This is a genomic window from Planktothrix mougeotii LEGE 06226, assembly GCF_015207485.1.
Classification (GTDB): Bacteria; Cyanobacteriota; Cyanobacteriia; order Cyanobacteriales; family Microcoleaceae; genus Planktothrix.
Window position 1 is genome coordinate 134,110 of record NZ_JADEWU010000002.1, and the last position, 23,216, is coordinate 157,325.

Sequence of the window (23,216 nt, forward strand, 5' to 3'; positions counted from 1 at the left end):
TTCCTTAAATTTTAGAAAAAATTACCCAATTTCTAGGAATTTACCCCGCCCATTTTCTGAAATTGTGGGATAATTTACCCTAAGCTGAAATCGTGAATTGGAGTTGCCTAAGATTCCCCCATGAAGAGGAACACAAATCACTGAATTCAAAAGTTTAGGAGGCAATGACTATGAAAATTCTAAAAACCCAGACCTTATGCGGGCCGAACTATTGGAGTATTGAGCACCATCACCTGATTATTATTCACCTCGATTTAGAAAAGGATAATCGCTACACCCCTGAAATTCCAGAGTTCTACGAAGGACTACTAGAAATCTTCCCCCATTTCAATCAATCCAAATATCAAGATTTCATGACAAATGTAAAAACCGGAATCTTGATGAGTGATGTCGTTCTACAAGTTGCGTTAGAATTGCAAACCTTAGCGGGAATGCCTGTGGAATTTGGTTGTACTCGTCCCAGTTCTCAAACCGGAGTCTACCGGGTCATTTTTCAATATAAAATTGCTGAAGCGGGACGCTATGCAGCCCGAGCCGCCGTGAGGTTATGCCATCGTTTAATTGATGATGGATATTATCGCAAAACAGAACTGCAACAGGATTTACAAGACTTACAAGAAATTTTCCTAGACGCTCAACTCGGCCCAACAACGGAAGCTATTGTCCGCGAAGCGGAATCTCGTGGAATTCCTTGGAGAGAATTACCCGCCCGCCATGTGATTCAACTCGGTTATGGCAAAAATCAACGCCGAATTCAAGCCTCACAAACCGATGGTAGTAATATTTTAGCCATTGAATTTGCTTGCGATAAAGAAGGCACAAAAACCCTCTTAGACGCAGCCCGTTTACCCGTTCCCAAAGGCACGGTCATTAATAGTTTAGATGATTTAGAAAATGCCATTGATAATATTGGGGGATTTCCCATTGTTTTAAAACCTTTGGATGGAAATCATGGTCGTGGTATTACTCTGGATATTCAAACTTGGCATGAAGCTGAAGATGCTTATCAAATGGCAAAAAATGAATCTAAAATCGGCAGTGTGATTGTTGAACGTTACTATAAAGGCAATGATTATCGCGTCTTAGTTGTCCAAGGAAAAGTTGTGGCAGTCGCTCAACGAGTTCCGGCTCATGTGATTGGAAATGGTCGTTCCACCTTAGTCGAATTAGTCGAAGACACGAACCGTGATCCTCGTCGCGGAATGGGTCACGAAAATATGTTAACTCGTATTGAAATAGATCGCCAAAGTATTGATATTTTAGATCAACAAGGTTATCATTTAGATAGTATTCCTAAATCGGGACAGGTTTGCTATCTTAAAGCAACTGCCAATTTAAGTACCGGGGGTATTGCCATTGACCGCACCGATGAAATCCACCCGGAAAATATTTGGATTGCAGAGCGGGCGGCTCAAATTATCGGTTTAGATATTGCCGGGATTGATATTAGCGCCCCCGATATTAGTCGGCCATTGCGAGAAGTGGATGGAGTGATTGTGGAAGTTAACGCCGCACCGGGGTTACGGATGCACATTCAACCCAATGAAGGCAAACCCCGCAACGTGGCAGCCCCGATTGTGGATATGCTGTATCCTCCCGGAACCTCCGCCCAGATTCCGATTACCGCCATTACCGGAACCAACGGTAAAACCACCACCACCCGTTTAACGGCTCATATTTTCAAACAAACTCAAAAAGTTGTCGGGTATACCACCACCGACGGGACTTATATTGGAGATTTTTTAGCGGAAGCGGGAGACAATACTGGGCCTGCTAGTGCCGCTTTAATTTTAAATGATCCGACGGTTGAAATTGCCGTATTAGAAGCCGCACGGGGGGGAATTCTCCGGTCTGGCTTAGGGTTTAATCGCTGTGATGTCGGGGTGGTGTTGAATGTGTCTGAAGACCATTTAGGGTTACAGGATATTAACACCGTTGAAGAAATGGCAGACGTCAAAAGTGTTGTGGCAAAAGTAGCTCACAAGTATGCTGTGTTAAATGCCGATGACCCGTTAGTCGCCGCGATGGCATCACACTTAAAAGCGAAAGTTGCTTATTTTTCATTGCAAGCTGATAACCCGATTGTGAATGAACACGTTGCCCAGGGAGGCGTTGCTGCGATTTATGAATCCGGTTATTTATCCTTTTTAAAAGGAGAACAAATGATCCGCGTTGAACAAATGGCCAATGTTCCCCTAACGTTACGCGGGTTAGCGCCCTTTATGATTGCCAATGCCCTCGCTGCGAGTTTAGCAGCTTATCTCCAGGGCGTGACCATTGCCGAGATTAGTCAGGGGTTGCGGACGTTTGAGATGTCGGTAGAACAAACCCCCGGACGGATGAATTTAATTCCCTATCAGTCTTTCCATATTTTATTGGATTATGCCCATAATCGAGCGAGTTTCCAGGCGATTCTGGAGTTTGTTCGCAATTGGCCCGATGGTAAACGGATTGGGGTTGTTGGTGCACCCGGAGATCGCCGTCAAGAAGATTTTATCGAATTAGGACGCTTGGCGGCGCAAATGTTCGAGCGCATTATTATTAAAGAAGATGAGGATAATCGCGGATGTCCAAGGGGAGACGTGGCTAAATATATTCAGATTGGGGTTAAGAAAGAAAATCCTGATTTTGACTGTGAGATTATTCTCCAAGAAACAGCAGCCCTGGAAACAGCCTTCAAGGAAGCTTCTCCTGGTAGCCTGGTTGTGATTTTCCCCGAAAGCGTTAAACAAGTTTTGGCGTTGCTTCAGTAACAGTAAACCCCAACAAAAAAATGAGGGTGTAGGGAATTCAACTCGAAAATAATCACTTCATCCCTATTCCCTTAATATTTAATAACTTCAAATGTTCTGGATATTCTGTTCTTTATTTCTTCTTCTCTCTGGTGATCACAATTGCGATGGTTGAATCAGATTTGAAAAAAGAGCTACATGAGATCGTCTAAATTGATTTGTTTTAATGTAGAGAAAATCTTCCCAGGAGCTTGATCCTTCTGTAGAGAGATGCAATCCTTCTAAGATTTAAGTAGGATCTTGATTGTAACACAAAAGTAACGAAACACCTCGATTTTCACCCTAAAATTTTTATTTTTAGAAAAAATTATCAGGGACAAGGGCATTAATTGAGCAAGCAATTTTGCTCTTGCACTGACACTGCTGTTAAATCAAAGCCTAGATGTCCGTTAACTTTTTTTTAATTTTCGTTAAAAAAGTCAAAATTTAATGATGATAATCGTAGAATATATAGGGAGGAGCAGATAAAAACCCTTGGTGCATCGAATACTCTGCCAGTGAGCGATAACCACGAGTAATCGAACCAAAAATGCTGGAACCTAGTTGATGCTCAACAAACACGAGACACAGGGAGATCAAGAACAACTTTATCCCATTGCATCCATTGATCGCAGATGGGTCATGGATTCGGATGTGGAGGTTGCATTGCAAGACAGCCAAGCCCTAATACAAGTTATTGCAGAATTATTGCAAGTTCCCTTGCTAATCAGCCGGGTGACTGATGGCCGAATTTATTATTACAATTCTTGCTTTCAAAACACCTTTGGATTTCTGATCGGCGAACCTTTAAATTTTACTGATTCCGATCTATTTGCCAATCTCACGGATCGAGAAATCCTGCTGGAAACACTGCGAAAAAAAAATTCTATTCAACAACAACCCCTACAAGTCAAGAAGGCTGATGGAGCGCTTTACTGGACAATGATCTCCATGCGGTTATTGACGCTGAATGGGGAATCATTGATTGTATCCACCTACTCGAATCTGATTCCAAATTTCTCCCATCATCCCCTACCGTCACGCCCTATCCCCAGTTTTGACCATTGGCAAGACGGGGTAATTTTAATTAATGCACAAGACCAGATTATTGAGTGGAATACCACAGCCACACAGATGTTTGGTTATGACAAATCTCAAGTTCTGGGTAAAACCCTAGAAGCCTTAAATTTTCCCCTGTTTCATCATCTGGTTACTGACCTCTGCGCTCAAAATCATTGCTATAACTGTTCCGGCTGTACCCGTGACCTGCCCTGGCAACGCCAAGATGGAACATTAAGCCAGTGTCGGACAACGATTTTACCTTTACGCAATGAATTTGGCCAGTTAACAACCCTGTTAATCAACGTTCAGGAAATCTTGGCAGAAATTCCAGCCCTTCCAGTTCAACATCAACTCTTAGCCACTTTACAATCCAAGGTCAGTCAGCAGGCGACCGTTGCTTACCTGGGTCAACAAGCTTTGATTCAGTCCGACCTGGGCACCTTGATGAATGAAGTGGTTTCTGCCGTCGTCAAAACCCTGGATGTAGAATATTGTAAACTCTTAGAACTCATGCCCGGTGGCCATGCGTTTTGGTTGCGGGCGGGCGTCGGTTGGCGACGGGGACTGGTGGGGAATGCCCGGGTTAGTGCCCATGTCACCTCTCAAGCCGGGTATACCTTATTCAAAAATGAACCTGTGATTGTGGATGATTTGCGGGTAGAAACTCGATTTTCCGGGAGTCCCCTGCTGCATAATCATCGAATTATTAGCGGGATGAGTGTGGTGATTTCCCGTTGGGGCCAAGACCAAACAGTCAGCCCAGAACAATTACAGTTTCCGGTATCCATGACCTGGGGAGTTTTAAGTGTCCATAGCCACAACCCTCGTCAGTTTACCCCAGAAGATGTTCATTTTTTGGAAGCCATTGCCAATGTGTTAGCTGCGGCCATTGAACGCCATCGGGCCGAAGAACGGTTACATTTAATGGAACGGGCGATTGATAGTAGTAGTAATGGAATTGTGATTACCGATGCGACTCAACCGGATAATCCAATTATTTTTGTTAATTCTGGGTTTGAGCAAATTACCGGATACAGCCGAGAAGAAGTTTTAGGAAAAAATTGCCGATTTTTACAAGGGAATGATCCTAACAAGCCAGAAGTTGAAGCCATTCGCCGAGGGATTTTAGAAGGAACAGAATGTCATGTAGAATTGCGGAATTATCGCAAAGATGGGACGTTTTTTTGGAATGAACTTTCCATCGCTCCGGTGTATAGTCCTAAAGGGCATTTGACCCATTTTATTGGCATCCAAGCAGACATAACTAAACGCAAACAATCTGAACAAGATTTAGTTTCAAAATCCCAAGCTTTGGCTCAGTTTAGTTCCCATCTCAAAAATTTACATCGAATTACCACCTATAACCATCAAAATTTAGATGAACTCTTTCGGGATTATCTTCAGGCGGGTTGTGAAATTTTTCAATTGTCGATTGGTTTTATTAGCCGATTAGAAAACAATCAGATTATTATCGATACGGTTCATTCCGATTTAAATTTAATTCAACCGGGTAGTATGATCTCTTTAGAAGAAAGTTACTGTAAGCAAGTGATTCAGACCCAGACGACCCAAGTTCATACCCAGATGGGGAAAAATTCTCAATTCAATCAACTTGAAAGCTATCAAAGATTTCATTTAGAAACCTGTTTAGGAACACCCTTATGGGTTAATGGCGAGATTTATGGCACATTGGGGTTTGCTTGTTTAGAAGCTAAAACCATTACTTATGAATCCCATGAACTGGAAATTTTAGAATTAATGGCTCAAAGTATTGGTCGATTTATTGCTGCTAACCAAACGGAACAACAACGGGCAAAAGCGGAGTTAGCTTTGCGAGAAAGCGAAGAACGCTATCGCCGTTTAGTCGAATTGTCTCCCGAAACCATTGCTATTCATAATGGAGAAGAATTGGTTTATATTAATATGGCTGGAGCCAAACTTTTAGGAGCTAATCGTCCTCAAGATTTAATCGGTCGTTCTATTTTTGATTTTCTTCCTCCTGATTATTTGACTTTAATTCACTCTCAAATTCAAGACCCAATCAACAAACAGCAACCTTTAGATTTAATAGAACAAAAATTAACTCGGTTAACCGGAGAAGTAATTGATGTCGAAATTGTAGGAATTCCAGCAACGTATCAAGGTCAATTGGCGATTCAAATTATTATTCGGGATATTACCGAACGAAAACGATTTGAAGCTCAACTGATGTATGAAGCTTTACATGATGCCCTGACCCAACTTCCAAATCGTAGCTTTTTTAATGAACGTTTAGCCCAAGCCTTAAAACGATCTCGAAAAGAACCCAATTATCAGTTTGCTGTTTTATTTTTAGATTTAGATCGGTTTAAAGTTGTAAATGATAGTTTAGGACATTTGATTGGAGATCAACTCTTAATTGAAATTTCTCACCGCCTTCTCTACTGTGTTAACCCAGTTGATACCGTTGCTCGTTTAGGGGGAGATGAATTCACAATTTTGATTCATCAGATTCAAAATATTACCGATGCGACGAGAATGGCGGAGAAAATTCATGATGAATTAACCCAGCCGTTTTATATCCAAGGACATGAGATTTTTACAACGGTAAGTATTGGCATTGTTCCCAGCCGAGGTTATTATCAGCAATTGGAAAATGATAGTGAATCTTATCAGTGTTTATTGTATAATAATCCTGAAGATTTTTTACGAGATGCCGATATTGCCATGTATCGGGCAAAAGCCAAAGGTAAAGCTCGATATGAAGTATTTGACTTAACGATTCATAGTCAAGCGATGTCAATGTTGCAGCTTGAAACGGATTTAAGACAGGCGATTTATGGGCGAATGCGAATCGGAACTCCCCCCCATTCAGAATCCTTAACCTTAACGCCTTCAGAAAATCCTCATCCCAAGGTCTTACAAACGACAGAACATTTATTAGAATCTTCTCCACCTCAACCCATAAATCTCAAGGGTTTTAAAGTTTATTATCAACCAATTGTTTCTTTATCTACGGGTAAAATTACAGGATTTGAAGCCTTAGTCCGTTGGTTTCATCCCAAACGAGGTTTAGTCTCACCTGCGGAGTTTATTCCGGTTGCAGAAGAAACGGGATTAATTATTCCATTAGGGGCTTGGGTTTTACGCGAAGCTTGTCATCAACTGCGAGTTTGGCAAGAACAATTAGCTCAAAAATTTGCGGGTTTTCATACGGCTTTAACAGTCCAATCTCCTAGCAAAAAACATCATCTTGAGGCTAACATTTATCCGTTAACCATGAGTGTTAATTTATCGAGTAAACAGCTTTGCCAACCCAACCTTTTAGAACAAATCGATCAAATTCTAGCAGAAACAGGTTGTAATCCCAGTGATTTAAAGCTAGAAATTACTGAAAGTGTGATTATGGAAAATTTAGCCACCTCATTTATTATTCTAGCCCAATTAAAATCTCGCAAAATTCATTTATCCATTGATGATTTTGGGACGGGGTATTCTTCCCTAAGTTATTTACATCAATTCCCGTTAAATAGTTTAAAAATCGACCGCTCATTTGTTAATCGTTTAGATCAAAAAACCAGCCCCTTTAGTGGAAAAACCAGCCAACCTTTACAAATCGTTAAAGCTATTATTTCTTTAGCTCAAAATTTAGAATTAGATGTGGTTGCTGAAGGCATAGAAACCCGTGAACAACGAAAAATTTTACATCAATTAGGCTGTCCCTTTGGACAAGGCTATCTGTTCGCTAAACCCTTAGAAGCTGAACAGGCAACACAACTCTTATTAGCAGAGGTCAAAGGTATCGTATGATTACACTGATTTTATACAGTAAACCGGGCTGCCATTTGTGCGAAGGCTTACAAGAAAAATTAGAAAAAATTCAAGCCTCCTCCCAAAAGTTAGGAGAATTTCAATTAGAAATTCGAGATATTACAAGCCGGGAAGATTGGTTTCAAACCTATCAATATGAAATTCCTGTGCTGTTTAAATCGACTGATAGTGATAACATAGAACAACGCATTCCTCGCCCCTCACCCCGGATGTCGGTCATACAGCTAGAACAACTCTTACAAAAATATTGGTAAGTCAGTGGAACAGGCATCTTGCCTGTTTAATGCCTGTTTCACATAGCCAGCTTCCCCCTGATATGATGCAAAATAAAATCAGTCCAGTCGTGAGGATTGCTAACAGATGAAGCTCAAAGAGTTACTGGCAAAAGCAGGAATATCAACACCCTTTCAGTCTCACCCCGCTTTAGAGGAAGAAATCAAGGGGTTAACGACCAACTCTATCGCTTCTGGGCCAGGAGATTTATTCTTAGGAATGCCGGGAACCCGTGTAGATGGGGGAGAATTTTGGCCCAGTGCCCTCGCCTCTGGTGCAGTAGCTGCCTTCATCTCCCAAACCGCCGCCGAGAAAACCCAAGACCGCATCGCAGCCGAACACCCCTGCATTATTCCCACCCCGGATATGACCCAAACCTGCGTCCAAATTGCAGCAGCGTTTTATGATTATCCAGCCGAAAAATTACAATTGCTGGGGGTGACAGGAACCAATGGGAAAACCACCACCACCCATTTAATTGAATATCTCCTCAGCAATACTAACCACCCAACGGCCTTACTGGGAACCCTTTACGTCCGTTGGCCCGGATTTCAAGAAACGGCAACCCATACCACCCCCTTCTCCGTTGAACTTCAGGAACAACTGGCTGATGCGGTGGCGGCGGGTTGTGAATTCGGGGTGATGGAAGTCAGTTCCCATGGGTTAGACCAGGGACGGGTTCTCGGTTGTCCGTTTCAAGTGGCGGTGTTTACCAATTTGACTCAAGATCATTTGGACTATCACCCGACGATGGAGGATTATTTTGCAGCCAAAGCTTTATTATTTAGTCCCCAATATCTTAAGGGTCGAGCCATTATTAACGCCGATGACCCCTATGGCCAACGGTTAATCGCTCAATTGGGAGATCAAGCTTGGAGTTATAGTACCCATGACTCAAATGCTGATTTATGGGCGGATCAACTGTGTTATGAACCTACAGGGGTGAAGGGGGTTCTTCATACTCCCCAAGGAGAGGCTGAGTTTTATTTACCGTTGGTCGGTCAATATAATTTATCGAATTTGTTAGCCGCTTTGGGGGCGGGGTTAAGTTTGGGCTTAGATTTAACCCGTTTAGTCGAGAAAATTGCCGAGTTTCCGGGGGTTCCGGGCCGTATGGAACGGGTGCAAATTAGCCCCAATCAAGATATTAGCGTGATTGTGGATTATGCCCATACCCCCGATAGTTTAGAGAATTTATTGAAGGCGTCCCGTCCGTTTATTCCAGGTCGGATGATTTGTGTGTTTGGTTGTGGGGGCGATCGCGATCGCACCAAACGACCGAAAATGGGGAAAATTGCCGCAGAATTAGCGGATCTGGCCGTTGTCACCTCAGATAATCCCCGCACCGAAGATCCTGAGCGGATTTTGCAAGATGTTTTAGCCGGAATTCCCGACAATATTAAGCCTATTGTCATTGCTGATCGGGCTAAAGCCATTCATCAAGCCATTTTGGATGCTCAACCGGGAGATGGCGTTTTAATTGCGGGAAAAGGTCACGAAGATTATCAAATTTTGGGAACCGAAAAAATTCATTTTGATGACCGAGAACAAGCCCGTGATGCTTTAGCTGATCGTCTCCCCTAATCCAATTTAGACCCTGAAACTGTCTTTTTTAGAGGGTTGAGGTTGAAGCGTTCGTCTAGTCTTCCCCTCAACTCTCTTTTTTTGTTTCAAGATTTTACTAAACTTTTACAAAAAAACTCACTAAAGTATTCAAATCTTAACACTACACTTGATAAGATAAGATGGAGAACCGTTTAAAATCAGGTTCTAATTACAAATTAAACTGTCGATTTTCCACTAGGGTTCATTGACTAACTCATTTGACCAGAGATTGTATTTTTTGATTTAAAGCACTACTACCACTGACTAAGAAGAGAGAGTCTAATGGAAATATTAATTGCCTATTACACAGTAGGAGTTTTAGCTTCGTTTTCGGTGTGCTTTAAAGCATTCATCGAAGATTCAACAACACCATTAACAGATCAAAGTTCGTGGGGGGTTTTAGCATTAACATCAGTATTTTGGCCGATTACAATCCCAATTTCTTGGCTAGAATTAGTCACGAAATCACAAATGTCAATTGTATCCTCTTCTAATGATAAGTTCACTAATTCTTTCTATGACTATCAACCCCAAATGGTCAGGGTGAAACCGTCTCCGTCCCCAGATGTTCAATCTTTATCTAAAACGATTAATTCCAATCATCCTCGATTTTTACCCTTGGGTTATTTACTCCGCCAAGCGGGGTTAATTACAGAATTTCAAATTAAAGTTGCTTTAAAAGCACAAAAAACCCACCTCAATCATTTACGCTTAGGAGAAATTTTAGTTGATCAAGGCTTGATTGAACCCGAAACGATTAAGTTTTTCGTAGAAGATTTACGGAATCTACATCAAAATCCCCATCAGAAACCGTTAAGTGAATATTTAAAATTAGCTAAACTGTTAGATGATCAACAAATTGAGGAGATTCTCACGGAAAAACCACAAACTAATCTTCAATTTGGTGCATTAGCGGTACAAAAAGGATGGGTAAAGCAAGACACGATTAATTTAATATTGCACTATCTGGGAGATCAATCTCAAAAGGCTCTACAAGGTTAAAGAATGAAGGGTTTGTAGAGAAATTTGGTGAGTTTCCTAGCTCTCGTTTTTAATCCCCCTTTAGAAAGTGAATCTGAAACCTGTTAGGGTTGCATTGTGGCTTGTCTAAAGATATAAACAGAAAGAATAACTAAGAAAATTCTAAACATTAAACTAACGGTTTTATCCGATAATTTAGGCAAAAACCGGGTACTAATTTGCGCTCCCAATAATCCCCCTAATCCTAATATAATTCCTTGAATCCATAAAACATTTCCTTGAATAGCGTGTCCAGCACAAGCAGAAATAGCGGTAATGACAATCACTCCTAGACTGGTTTGAATTGCAACTTTAATCGTTTCTCCTAATAAAACAATTTGCAAAGGAACCATAATAATTCCACCCCCCACTCCAAATAATCCAGCTAGAATTCCCGCAGTCCCTCCCGTTAAAATTCGAGCAAATACTGGATTAAAGAGGATATTTTGATGAGAAGAAATAGCAGAATCAGAAACTTGTTGTTCTTCTTTTTGTTTTTTCTGGGCTGTTATTTGTTGCCGCACTTCTACTAAATAAACATTTAATAATAATAAACATCCAAATAAAAATAATAATAATCTGGAGGAAACTAATTCTGCCAAAAATACCCCTATTTGTGCGGTTAATATAGCCGGAAATCCAATACCAATCACACGATTGAAACTAAGATATCCCATGCGCCAATTTTGTACACTCCCCGAAATTGCGGTAATCACAATTGATAAACTACTGGTCGCAACGGCTTGAACCGGGGTATAGCCTAATGCGACTAATAACGGGACTAAAACCGTTCCTCCACCAATTCCTAAAAAGCCCGCTAAAATTCCTGCAACGAGTCCCGCCGTCGCTAAAATCATTAATTCAAAAGAGGTCATCTTTAAGGATTCCGTAGTTGATCAATAAACTGGATTTCTCTCAGTGATTTGTTGATTATAATCAAGTTTTGTACAGAAACCGATTTTCTATAAATTTGGGTTTCAGGAAATAAAGATTTTTAGCGACCCCAGATAAATTTTCCATGTTGGGATAAAAATGGAGGTTCAGTTTTAGAAAAAGTTTATAGAAGTTAAAAATCTCCCTAATGCTGTTAACTCAAAAAGGGAGATTTTTCAGCTTACAGGAATTTATGATTTACTATTACCATTCCCATTACTCGTTGCTAAAATCCGTTCCGTTAACTTTTCAGGAACTTCTTGTAAATGATCGAATTGCCAATTGAAATAACCTACTCCTAACGTTAAAGAACGCAATTCTACAATTAAATCCTGCATTTCCGCCTGGGGAATATAGGCAGAAATTTTATCCCATCCTTTCCAGTCTGACATCGCTTCATAGCCTAAAATTTGCCCCCGACGCCCGGTAATTAACTGAAACATTTGGGAGGTAAAATCGCTCGGTGCACAAATTTCAACAGAAGTAATCGGTTCTAATAAAACGGGTTCGCATTTTTCCATTCCTGACTGCATGGCTAACCGAGCAGCTTGTTTAAAAGCTTGTTCGGAACTATCCACAGAATGATAGGAACCATTAGTTAATGTTACCGCCACATCAACAACAGGAAACCCTAAAGGCCCCTGGCTTAAATATTCTCGCACCCCAATTTCAACACCCGGAATATATTGACGAGGAACCACACCCCCCACAATCCTTTCATCAAAATTAAACCCTTCCCCACGGGGTTGAGGTTTAATATCTAAATACACATCTCCAAACTGTCCATGACCGCCACTTTGATGTTTATAACGACCGTGAGAATTTGTATTTTTGCGAATGGTTTCTTTATAAGGAATCCGAGGCAAATGAGTGACCATCGGTAAATTATATTTACGCCGTAACCGATCTAATGTCACTTGCAAATGAATTTGACCTTGACCCCATAAAATAATTTCATGGGTATCTCCATTTTGTTCCCAACTTAACGAGGGATCTTCATCTAACATTTTAGATAAAGCCGCACTAATTTTAACTTCATCTTTGCGGTTTTCTGGGGTAATTGCCCAGCCATAAACCGCCGGTAATAAAGTTGCTTTCGGTAACGGATTTTTTAATTGATTAAGTTCCGTTGTTAAGGTATCTCCGGTTTGAATTCCTTCCATCCGCGCCAAAGCCACAATATCCCCGGTTTTTGCCCCTTGTACGCTTTGGGTTTGTTGTCCCATCAGCCGATACATTCCCCCCGGTCGTACCCCATTTAAGGTCTGGCCTTCGGTGAGTTCACCCTGCCAAACCCGCACCAGGGAAAGTTTACCGCCTTGGGGGGTGTAATAGGTTTTGAGCACTTGGGCAATAGGCCATCCTTCGGAAGATTTCAGCCCCCGTCGTTCTGCGGTAATGGTAGGTTCTGGAGCTTCCCGAACTAAGGCATCTAATAATGCCCGTACCCCATGATCTTGTTCCGCTACCCCAATTAATACAGGTACAATTAAATCCGCTCCTAATTCCATTTTTAAATCTTTGACAATTTCATCTTGAGGCGGTTCAATTTCTTCTAATAATTCTTCTAATAGATGATCGTCAAAATTGGCTAACTCCTCTAACATCGCTTGACGGGCAGCGTGTTCAGCATCCTTGAGCGATTCGGGAAGGGGGACAGGATCAGAGGGAGCACCCGGATGATAATGATAGGCTTGTTCGGTAATTAAATCAATAAAACCGACCAATTGTTCACCATTTCCAATGGGATATTGTTGAGGAATAATAGGACGAGTGGAAACCGCTTTTAAAGCATTCAAGAGTTCGCTAAAACTGGTAACACAACGTTCCTCATCGGTACAAACCCGATCCATTTTATTAATAAAAACCAGATGGGGAATTTCCCAGTCATCCAAGAATTTGAACAGGGGAGATAAGGTTAAAATCCGGCCGGGATCAGGTTCACAGACGACAATGGCTAACCCCGTTCCGATTAAAGCATTATAGGTTTCTTGGGCAAATTCTACAGAACCCGGACAATCTAAAAATGTAAAGCGAATGCCGCCATATTCGGTACAGGCGGCATTAACTTCTACACTCATATTGCGATCGCGGGCTTCTGGGGAACTGTCCCCAACCCTGTTACCATCTTTTGCCGTTCCTTTGCGAGTGGTTACTCCGGTCACAGACAAAATACTTTCTAAAAGTGCGGTTTTCCCGCTTAAATAGGGGCCAACAATGGCGATATTACGGCAGTTTGTGATAGTTTCTGGCATATCTATTGCTCCACAAATATAAGTGACTCATTCTGAGGTTTTATCCTCAAAAAATCAGGATCAACCGTTGAGGATGGAGTCCCAAAAATTAAGGAATTGTTAAATTTAACGAATCCGTTGACTGTAGATAGACATCTATTGAATCGCTTTAGTTGGGACTTGGTACTACTCCTTTAAGATTCCGGTTTCTTGATTCGCTTACTTTTTAATTTATAGTGTTTTTGCCACAAGTTAACATCTTGTTCATCAAAAAAAACATTATGAACTTATTACAAGATTTGTAAATGAATATTAAGGAGACGGTTGAGGCAGGTTTGGGTCAAGGGTTTAGGAATTGAGAATGGCTCTGGGTTTGAGTTTCATCAGGTTTCAAAACGCGGTTTAAAGAGCTATCAATATCAACAGCTTATCCCACAACCCGATAAACAAAATTAAACGTTGCCCAGCTATTAATATCTAAAGCCAAATCATCCGTAATCACTCCCATTTTTTCTAAGCTTTGTTGACTGCCTCGATTCAAATCTTGTAAAATAGCATCAGCAATATCCAAAGGATTTGAGATTAAGTTGAACTTCAATAATCCCTCACTTTTTTTAATGCTTTTATCTAAAATTGTTAAGGTTTCCACAAAGGGATTTTGGCTTAAAATCACCTGGGTTTCTGCTAATCCGGCTGGACTTTTAACCAGTTCTCCGATAATTTCCGTAGAAGAGTTACCACTGTAAACTGTAGCGGGAGGGACACTCATAGATTTACCCGGTGCAATTTGTTGTTGCTGAGGATCAAAACCTGAATGAAATAGATAGGTTTGTCCTTCACTATTAACATAAAACAGTAGAAAATAAACGGGAAACTCTCCCTGATTTTGCAGTTGATATTGTAAACGACTCCCTACAGAAACTGTCACAATTCCTTGATTTTCGGAAGCCGAAGGAAAAGATGGGCTTAAAGTTGAAATAGAATTAACAGATGGAGGAGTTTCTGGATTAATTTTGTTTAAAATTCCAGTTGTTTCCCGTTTAATTAAAACTTGAGATTGAGGGGCTAATAAATTTAAAGTTGCTCTCACTTTTAACTGCGAAGAGCGTTCATTTTCTGTTAATCTTAATAACTTAATGGCTAAACGGGTTTTGAGTTGGGGAATTAACCGATGTACCGCCACTTTTACCGCCTCTCCTCCTTCACCAATGGTATCGGGAAGCAACACTGAACCCTTGGAGAATAAGCCATAGCGTCCTTGAAAAATCGGCGATAAGGGAGTATTTAAAGCTTGGGCGATGGTCGTATCCGTAACGCGACTGAGTAAATAATCCGCAGGTTGATCACTCGCTACAATTGTCATCCGAGAAAACCCGGAAAATGCACTGGTCGCATCCACCCGTTCAATTCGATTTAATTCAGGATCTAAGGCAATTTTTAAATTAATTTGCCTCGGTAAAATTCGAATAAATTCTTGTAGTTTTTGTCCAACTTCTAACCCAAAAGATAAGTTTAAATCCGTCGTTTTGATCTGTGCTTTGGCTTTTAATCCCGCGCGAGAACGCAGTTGTAAATAAACCGGATTTTCTAAAGAATTAGACTCTGAAATAATCGTTAATATTGTATTTAAACCCAATGAATCTAATACAAACGTTGGTAGCCCTGTTAATGAAACTTGAGCGGTTTTCCCATTCTCTTCAACCCCCGTTATTACCCCATCAACAGGTAAAGCAGGAACCCACAAACTCCCTAGAGAAACATCTGATTCAGCTTGAGCAGGATTTAAGCTTCTGCGGAGTTGAGGTTGCTGACACGGCCCAACTATTTGTTCAACTTCTCCCGCCACTCGGCGGATTTGGGCCGTTAAATTCGGGAAGGGACTTGCACCCCAAAAAGCTTGGGTTAAAGTATAAGTAAATAATCCGGCATTAAAGCCATCCCATCGGCCTTCTGTGGCGACTTGGGAAGGTTTAGATGCGGCTAAGACTAATCCGGGTAATTGACCCGGTTTTCGGTATTCTAATTCTTCTTGTGAAAGGTTGAAACGAGATAACAATTGATCTTGTAAATCCAGTTCTGCGGGATTAATTTCCAAGGTTGTTGGACTTGAGACGGCACGAATTTTAAGCGTCCCTTGTTGATGATGTCCAGGATAAATAAAACTTGTATCTAAAACCGTAATGACTTCAGAGGTCGGTAGCGATCGCAATAATAACCATAAAGTATCTTCTAAAATATCATTAACCGTTTCCTGTTCTGACACTTCGGCATCAACAGGCAGATAAGAATATTGAATTTGAGGTGAATTAGAAACAAGAGGATGACGGGGAATACAACTACCATAACCACTAAAATGAAACAGCACCACATCCCCCATTTGAGCTTGTTCAATTAAATGGGAAATAAAGGCGGATTCAATTTGGTTACGAGTTGCAGCTTCGTTGGTTAAGGTGAGAATATCATCAGGTTGAAACCCAAATTTATACATTAATAAATTGCGTTGCAATTCCACATCCGTTAAACAGCCTTGTAACGGTTCTTCAATGCGATTTCCACTGGGATATTGATTAATTCCCACCAATAAAGCTAACTTTCGTCGGGTTGGCTGTGCTAAGGCTTGATAGGAACGATCATAAAGTCTTCCCTGAATCCCCAGCGCCGCCAGCAGTAAGCCAGCCTGTTGTAAAAATTCCCGTCGTTTTAATCCCATTACCAAAAATCAGTCATCAGTTATCAGTTATCAGTTATCAGTCATCAGTCATCAGTTATCAGTCATCAGTTATCAGTTATCAGTAGAGACGTGCCATGGCACGTTTGTGCCAGTTATCAGTTGTTTTCGTAACTAGGAGCAAGATCAAGAAAAACTTTATTAATTCCCTAAAATCTTGATAAACCTGCTCATAAAGTCTTTGGTTTTAGAGTTTGGGTTAATCGTTGTTAATTAATAACTATTTAACCATCAACCCTTAACTCTTCCACTGATAACTGATAACTGATAACTGATAACTGATCACTGATGACTGATTACGTCACCTTCATTGCTTTAATCAGTTCATTGGCAACTTCGGGGCGGGAAAATTGCGGGGGTGGAAGTTCACCACGACGCAGTAATTCTCGCACCTTAGTTCCTGATAAATGAATGCGCTGTTCTGGGGTACTGGGACTGGTTTTGCTGGTAGCCATACCTTCAGTCACAGTACAATAAAAAGCGTGTTCAAACATCATCGGAGTAATACCTAATTCCCCAGGTTCAAACTCATCGAAAATATATTGAGCATCGTAAGTTCCATAATAATCCCCAACCCCGGCATGATCTCGACCCACAATAAAGTGAGTACAGCCATAATTTTTCCGCACTAGGGCATGGAAAATCGCTTCACGGGGGCCTGCATAACGCATGGCGGCGGGATTAATCGCTAAAATAACCCGTTGTTTAGGATAGTAATGGTCAATCAAAATTTCATAACACCGCATCCGTACATCTGCCGGAATATCATCGGATTTGGTAGCTCCCACTAAAGGATGCAAAAACAATCCATCAACGGTTTCTAAGGCACATTTTTGAATATATTCATGGGCCCGATGGATAGGGTTTCGAGTTTGAAATCCGACAATGGTTTTCCATCCTTTTTCTCGAAACATTGCCCGTGAGTCTGCGGGGTCAATTTGATATTTCGGGAAGTAGGGATGGGGTTGACGTTCTAATAACCACACTGGGCCAGCGAGATTAACGCCCCCTTGATCATAAACAACTTTCACCCCTGGATGTTTTTCGTCTGTGGTGCGATAAACGTTGAGGGCTTCGGTTTCCTGATCGTAGGTATATTTTTGGGTGAGTTCCAAAACGCCCACAAATTCCCCCGTCGGGGCATCTAAACGAACTAAACCCCCTTCAGTCAGGGTTGAGGCTACCTCTTCAGAAACCGATAGAGTAATGGGAATTGACCAAGGCAAACCATTACTCAAGTGCATTTGGTTGACGACGGTTTTATAGTCCGCCTGTTCCATAAACCCGGTGAGGGGACTAAAACCACCAATAGCAATTAATTCTAAATCAGAGAGCGAGCGCTCATCCAACTGAACTCTGGGTAAATGTTCCCCTTTGTCCAAAAATTCCTGCCGTTGGTCAGGAGTGGCAATACGGTTAATTAAATGTCCACCATGGGGAGCAATGGCGTCGAGATGATGACTCAAGGATACCTCTCTAAGTTGACTACAAAGACAACAATTCTTAAATTTTCTTTATATTTCTATCCTACCCTGTTACGCGAGTACAGAACAGCTTAATAACTGCAACAGCCACTCCATCAACATTATTGATAAAGTGGCTATTTTTCTAAGATACAGACGCGCCATCGCTTGTCTTTACGGAGTTAGGGTTGAAATTTTTTAAACGCTAAGGTCACATTATGGCCTCCAAACCCAAAGGAATTCGATAAGGCGACGTTAACGGTGTGAGCGCGACTGGTATGCGGAACATAATCTAAATCACACTCTGGGTCAGGGTTATCTAAATTAATCGTTGGAGGAACCCGATCCTCAGCAATGGCCATTGCCGTCGCCACCGCTTCAATGCCTCCAGAACCCCCTAATAAATGACCCGTCATCGACTTTGTGGAACTAACCACCACCTGATAAGCACTTTCACCTAATACCTTTTTAATCGCTGCCGTTTCTGTAGTGTCGTTAGCAGAGGTACTGGTTCCATGAGCATTAATATAACTAATTTGGTCAGGGGTTAATCCAGCATCCTTCATCGCCAAGGAAATCGCTCTAGCTGCGCCTGCTCCACCGGGAACGGGGGAGGTCATGTGGTAGGCATCACAGGTCATGCCATAACCGACTAATTCCGCATAAATGCGAGCGCCACGACTTAAGGCACAGTCTAATTCTTCTAAGAGCAGAATTCCAGCGCCTTCTCCCATCACAAACCCGTCTCGATCTTTGTCAAAAGGACGACAAGCTTTGAGGGGTTCTTCATTCCGGGTTGATAGTGCCCGTGCCGCCGCAAATCCAGCCACCGATAAAGGAGTCACCGCCGCTTCGGTTCCCCCACAAATCATCGCTTGAGCATAGCCCCGTTGAATTAAACGAAAGGCATCCCCGACGGAATTTGAACCCGCCGCACAAGCGGTTACAGAACAGGAATTTGGCCCTTTAGCTCCCGTATGAATGGCTGTGAGTCCCGCCGCCATGTTGGCAATCATCATCGGGATCATAAAAGGACTACAGCGATCTGGGCCCCGATTTAAATAGATCTCTTGCTGATCTTCGAGTACCTTGAGTCCGCCAATACCAGTTCCAATAATGACACCCACCTGTTCTGCATTTAGGTCATTAATGACGAAGCCCGCATCTGCGATGGCTTGTTGACTAGCCGCCACCGCAAATTGGGCGAAGCGATCCATCCGTTTAGCTTCTTTGCGCGAAATATAATCACAGGGGTCAAATTTTTTGACTTCCCCCGCTATGCGACAATCATGCTTTGACGCATCAAATAAGGTGATGGGGCCGATCCCATTCCGTCCGCTCATTAACCCTTCCCAATAGTCAGCTAGGGTATTTCCGAGCGGAGTAATTGCCCCTAAACCTGTTACAACAACGCGCTTAACATTCATCGTAGTCATGATTTTCGTCGATTCAAGAATTTAATCACCTAAAATGCAGAACAAAGCGTGAGAAGATTAGGGGTCGATGAAGGCTTTACAACCCTCACCTCCCATTCAGAACCGTGCGTGCGACTTTTACCGCACACGGCTCCTAGTCTAGCTGTCTGCTGTCATCAGAACATCCGGTTTCTTTTGGGTTGTAAGACCCATCAGTTGCCGTTTTAATATCGTGACAATGGCGATGTAGTAATTGTAGGTTCTTATATTCATTTTTCCCTTTTAAAGATGTGGGTTGAATATGGTCGGTTTCTACAACATCCTCTGGGGTAAAATATTGTCCACAGAGATTACATCTGCCTTTCTGTTTTTTAAGTAGAAATGTCACTCGTTTTGGTACATCATAGGATGTACCTATTCTTGTATTCCAGTACGTCCAGTTTCCGTCATAGGGTGATGCGTCGGGTCTTACGGTTACATGACGAGTAATAGGTGTTTCTGCATGAGTGAGTAGCTTAAAACCATCGTTGGTTTCAAAATTCCATGCTCTATTATCGTTTTTCTTGAAGTATTTGGATAACTTCTTGCGACCTGCTTTACCGCATCTGCTGACTGTCCATGCTCTTAATCTTTGCCATGTTTTGTGGTCTAATGAGGAGAATGTCTCTTTGGAGCAAACTTTGGAATGGTAGTTACACCATCCTCTTATGATTGGATTTAGGCGTTTGATTAATGCGTATTGAGGTGCAGTTTTGTGGTTTTTAATCACATCTTTCATCTTATCGGCATGAGCTTTAATTGACTTTTTACTAGGTTTTATTAGGGTTTTGAATCCTAATAATTTGGAGTTTTGACTTCCTGTTTTACTGGCGTGGTGTTTACCCACTGGGTATTGCCGGAAGTTCCATCCTAGAAATTCAAATCCTGGTTTAACCATTTCGCCCTTAACTTCAATTTCTCTCAGCGTGTGACAAATTCGGGTTTTTGAGGGTTTAAGCTCTAATCCTATAGGTTTTAACCATTCTTCAATATCAATTTGGCATTGTTGAATGACTTCTAATTGTGGGCTGATTACCACGAAATCATCGGCATATCTAATGACTTGAGCTTGAATGCGGCTATTCTTTTTAGGGAATTTGCGCTTGATTAATTCAATCATTCCATCCAATGCGATGTTAGCCAGTAGGGGACTGATGACACCTCCTTGCGGTGTGCCTGCCTCTGTTGCTTCAAATATGCCGTTATCCATCACTCCAGCTTTTAACCATTGTTTGATTTGAGCTTTTATTATTGATGGACAATCAATTTTAGACAGTAGGTAATCATGATTAATTTGGTCAAAACATTTAGAGATGTCAGCATCTAAGATGTAATATTCACCTTTATTGATGCTTTGGAAGATTCGTGACATCGCGTCATGGGCTGAACGTCCGGGTCTAAACCCATAGCTTTCACCCTCAAATCTGGCTTCCCATTGGGGTTCTAAAGCCAATTTAACCAAGGCTTGCCTAACTCTATCATTTATAGTCGGTATACTTAGTGGGCGTTTTTCCCCGTTGGGTTTGGGTATCCATTTCCTTCGGAGTGGTTTGGCTTTTTGGTATTTTCCCAGGTTTTCAGCTAGTTCTAACCGTTGTTTAGGTGTAATGGATTTTATTCCATCAATCCCGGCTGTTTTCTTGCCTTGATTATCCTGTGTTACCTTTCTAATTGCTAGAAGTCTGGCATAATATGACTTGACTAGAAGTTTCTGGAGCTTTCGAGCCTTTGCATTTTGTCCCGATAATGATGCCTGGTAAATTCGTGTTTGTATCTTAAATACTACCCGTTGGACTTTCGCCCAATTAATAGAATTCCATGTACCCGTAGTCTTGGTTATACTCGTTTTCACCGTTTTAAATACTAATCACAACCTTACCTAACAACTAAACCGGAGACTATCAGCGTATCCTAAACATTACATTTAGGTATTAGCTTCTGACTCCATCTCTCATCCTCACAACATCCGCTTTAGATTTGTAGCTACCTAACAGTATTCGACCTCTGTAGGAGTATATGAGGACTTTTAACGTTCCTTGAAAATGGGTTCATTGCCTTTAGAATCATCCTCTCCACCGGGGTACTTTCGGGAGTCTTAGTAAGTGTTTTGGAGATAACCTTACCATTTTTTTTATAGAGGTAGTTTTGAGACCTCTACCTATTCCCCTTGCTCATTTTGAGCGCAGCGTATCAAATCAATTTCGCTACTTAATGTTTACGATGGTTCAAGTCGGATGTTCACTTTCGTTATTCATGGGCAATTGGCTAGAGAACTTCTTAGATATTGGATTTATATCCGATTTCCCGTTACTCCCAGCTTCAGTGCTTTGATAATCAGTCTGACACTGTGGGAATTGCCGTATCTCTTTGATAATAACTACTACTAATCATTATCATTGACTCCGAGATTGACCTTCCTTTAAGGTCACATTTCCAAAGTTAAGGCAGGCTCGATTGGATTTATTGTGTACCCATTGTCTATACCTGTCTCCCTGTTTACGTTTTGGGGTATTATCCCTAGACTTTGACAGGAACGCCTCGCACCAAAACTAACATTATAACAGTAGTTTAATTAAGAGGGGTTGGGATTGCCTAAGCCAGACAGTCGAACGCAGCAAAATTTCCGTGAGACTGGTGGAAGGCTAATCCTTCGCTTATTCTGTTGATTTTACTTCAATTGCAGATTAAGCCGATGCTTTGGCTTGGTGGTCGATGGAATTTACTCCTCCTTGGCCTTGATGTAGTCTATAGCGTCTTGAACGGTCTTAATTTTTTCAGCATCTTCATCGGGAATTTCGGTCTCAAATTCTTCTTCCAATGCCATGACCAGTTCTACTGTATCCAGGGAATCCGCGCCTAAATCTTCGGCGAAAGTCGCCGAAGGAATAATTTCCTCTTCCTTAACATCTAATTGTTCTGCAATAATTCTTTTTACTCTTTCGTCAGTTGTACTCATATCCTATTTTTCCTTTTTGGATGCCGCGTATACCATCTTATCGGAAAGGGGGATCACCGCAGCAACGATCTCAGAGATTTTTTGGGGGTTGACTTTTCCCGACCTCCATTCCCCGGTTCCCTATTGACAAAATTCAACGGCAGTCTTAAAAGAGTGAGTCATTTGAGGATAATCAATCTGGGGTCGGGCAATAATAATTAAAGGAATATTTAATTGGTGAGCTAAATTCATTTTTAGATCTTCGCCTCCTGCTGATCCAGAAGCTTTTGTGACGACCAGCGAAATCTTCCAATGTTGCCATAATGCCCGTTCTAATTCTAAACAGAGGGGGGGACGAATTGCTATAATTCGATCGGGGGTAAATCCGGCTTTTAAAGCAGCATCCAAAGCCATAAGAGACGGTAAAATTCGAGCAAATAAGACGGCTTGCTCTTGCCATTGGGTAAATTGGAATAAACTGCGGTATCCCAAGGTTAGTAAAACTCGTTTTCCTTTTAAATAATCCCCGGTTAATAAAGTTTCAAAACGGTCTAAATACAGAAGATGAGTTGAATTTTCAGACTTTATAGCTGGACGTTCATACCGTAAATAGGGAATTTGATGGGTTTGGCTAATGGCAATTGCTAATTGAGAAATTTCTACAGCATAGGGATGGGAAGCATCTAAAATGCGATTAATCTTATAATTTGTTAAAAATAAGTTAATTTGGTTGGGTTCTAATTTTCCCACCCAAATCGTTAAAAATTCTGATTCGGGATAGAGACATTGTGCTGATTCTGTCGTTACACTAATAATACAATAGATTTGGCATTGGGCGATCGCCTGAGCCAATCTTGCACTTTCCTGGGTTCCTCCAATTAACCACACTCGATCAATGGATTTTAGCATAAAACTAGCTTGAATTCTG

General features: G+C 41.5%; 13 protein-coding genes. 5 read left to right on the forward strand and 8 right to left on the reverse strand.

All coding sequences use genetic code 11. From position 1 onward, the window contains the following. Positions 1 to 170 precede the first annotated feature (170 nt). The 5 genes from cphA (at position 171) to IQ236_RS01680 (ending at position 10,523) form a co-directional block, all read left to right on the forward strand. The gene (gene cphA / locus IQ236_RS01660; RefSeq protein WP_193867668.1) at positions 171 to 2,753 is read left to right on the forward strand and encodes a cyanophycin synthetase; all 2,583 of its coding nucleotides are present in this window, start codon (positions 171 to 173) and stop codon (positions 2,751 to 2,753) included. Between the two features lie 585 nt (positions 2,754 to 3,338). After that, positions 3,339 to 7,622, forward strand: a complete 4,284-nt coding sequence (locus IQ236_RS01665) for an EAL domain-containing protein (protein ID WP_193867669.1) — start codon at positions 3,339 to 3,341, stop codon at positions 7,620 to 7,622. Continuing rightward, the gene (locus tag IQ236_RS01670; RefSeq protein ID WP_309235918.1) at positions 7,622 to 7,897 is read left to right on the forward strand and encodes a glutaredoxin family protein; all 276 of its coding nucleotides are present in this window, start codon (positions 7,622 to 7,624) and stop codon (positions 7,895 to 7,897) included. Before IQ236_RS01665 ends, IQ236_RS01670 begins: the two co-directional genes overlap by 1 nt. Before the next feature lie 106 nt (positions 7,898 to 8,003). Then, positions 8,004 to 9,500: a UDP-N-acetylmuramoyl-L-alanyl-D-glutamate--2,6-diaminopimelate ligase gene (locus IQ236_RS01675; protein WP_193867670.1), complete on the forward strand. Its 1,497-nt coding sequence runs from the start codon at positions 8,004 to 8,006 to the stop codon at positions 9,498 to 9,500. A gap of 303 nt (positions 9,501 to 9,803) precedes the next feature. Then, complete coding sequence (locus IQ236_RS01680; RefSeq protein ID WP_193867671.1) at positions 9,804 to 10,523, forward strand: hypothetical protein; 720 nt, start codon at positions 9,804 to 9,806, stop codon at positions 10,521 to 10,523. An 83-nt stretch (positions 10,524 to 10,606) separates the two neighbouring features. On the opposite strand, the gene IQ236_RS01685 is transcribed toward IQ236_RS01680, so the two are convergent. From IQ236_RS01685 to IQ236_RS01720, 8 genes are all read right to left on the reverse strand, one after another. After that, positions 10,607 to 11,416, reverse strand: a complete 810-nt coding sequence (locus tag IQ236_RS01685; RefSeq protein WP_193867672.1) for a sulfite exporter TauE/SafE family protein — start codon at positions 11,414 to 11,416, stop codon at positions 10,607 to 10,609. Between the two features lie 249 nt (positions 11,417 to 11,665). Then, entirely contained in the window at positions 11,666 to 13,729 is a 2,064-nt protein-coding gene (locus tag IQ236_RS01690) for an elongation factor G (protein ID WP_193867673.1), read from the reverse strand. 406 nt (positions 13,730 to 14,135) lie between these two features. Next, positions 14,136 to 16,418: a caspase family protein gene (locus IQ236_RS01695; protein WP_193867674.1), complete on the reverse strand. Its 2,283-nt coding sequence runs from the start codon at positions 16,416 to 16,418 to the stop codon at positions 14,136 to 14,138. Between the two features lie 314 nt (positions 16,419 to 16,732). Continuing rightward, positions 16,733 to 17,902, reverse strand: a complete 1,170-nt coding sequence (sat, locus tag IQ236_RS01700; RefSeq protein WP_193867675.1) for a sulfate adenylyltransferase — start codon at positions 17,900 to 17,902, stop codon at positions 16,733 to 16,735. 179 nt (positions 17,903 to 18,081) lie between these two features. After that, positions 18,082 to 19,335, reverse strand: a complete 1,254-nt coding sequence (gene fabF, locus IQ236_RS01705) for a beta-ketoacyl-ACP synthase II (protein WP_193867676.1) — start codon at positions 19,333 to 19,335, stop codon at positions 18,082 to 18,084. A 133-nt stretch (positions 19,336 to 19,468) separates the two neighbouring features. After that, positions 19,469 to 21,205 (reverse strand): group II intron reverse transcriptase/maturase, encoded by a 1,737-nt coding sequence (gene ltrA / locus IQ236_RS01710; protein ID WP_193867677.1) that lies wholly within the window; start codon positions 21,203 to 21,205, stop codon positions 19,469 to 19,471. An 867-nt stretch (positions 21,206 to 22,072) separates the two neighbouring features. Beyond that, positions 22,073 to 22,309, reverse strand: a complete 237-nt coding sequence (gene acpP, locus IQ236_RS01715) for an acyl carrier protein (RefSeq protein ID WP_193867678.1) — start codon at positions 22,307 to 22,309, stop codon at positions 22,073 to 22,075. Positions 22,310 to 22,429: 120 nt separating this feature from the next. Further along, positions 22,430 to 23,197 carry a cobalt-precorrin-6A reductase gene (locus tag IQ236_RS01720; RefSeq protein WP_193867679.1) on the reverse strand — a complete coding sequence of 256 codons (768 nt, stop codon included), beginning with the start codon at positions 23,195 to 23,197 and terminating at the stop codon, positions 22,430 to 22,432. Positions 23,198 to 23,216: the final 19 nt, after the last annotated feature.